Here is a 322-nt window from a genome sequence, read left to right as displayed (position 1 = left end):
GACGTCATGATCGTCCTCGTCGACCACTACGTCTTCCGTTCGGTCCCGCTGGCGGAGCGGGCCCACAAGGTCGTCTATGACACGCGCGGCATCTGGCCGGACCAACCCGTTCCGGCGGCCGAACCCCAGGAACTGCGCAAGGCCGGTTAGCGCCTAGCTTCGTCCGATACTGTAATAGGTGAAGCCGGCCTCGCGCATGTCCTCGGGCCGGTAGATGTTCCTCAGATCGACCAGAACCGGCGCCTTGGCGAGTTGCTTGACGCGCTTCAAGTCGAGCGCGCGGAAAGCGTCCCACTCGGTGACGATGGCGATCGCGTCCGCC

1 protein-coding gene and 1 pseudogene are annotated in these 322 nt (G+C 64.9%); one reads left to right on the top strand and one right to left on the bottom strand.

Annotated elements, in window-relative coordinates; all coding sequences use genetic code 11:
* Window positions 1-150 (top strand): annotated as a pseudogene (locus ACWPMZ_RS16535) (UDP-N-acetyl-D-mannosamine dehydrogenase); the annotation flags it as partial.
* A 3-nt stretch (window positions 151-153) separates the two neighbouring features.
* Here ACWPMZ_RS16535 and ACWPMZ_RS16530 read toward each other — a convergent pair.
* Window positions 154-322, bottom strand: a 169-nt coding sequence (locus ACWPMZ_RS16530; RefSeq protein ID WP_455705189.1) for a UDP binding domain-containing protein, incomplete at its 5' end; no start/stop codon positions are given.

Source organism: Tsuneonella sp. HG222 (assembly GCF_053819185.1).
The sequence above is the reverse complement of the archived record's forward strand: the minus strand, read 5'-3'. Positions and strand labels throughout refer to the sequence as shown.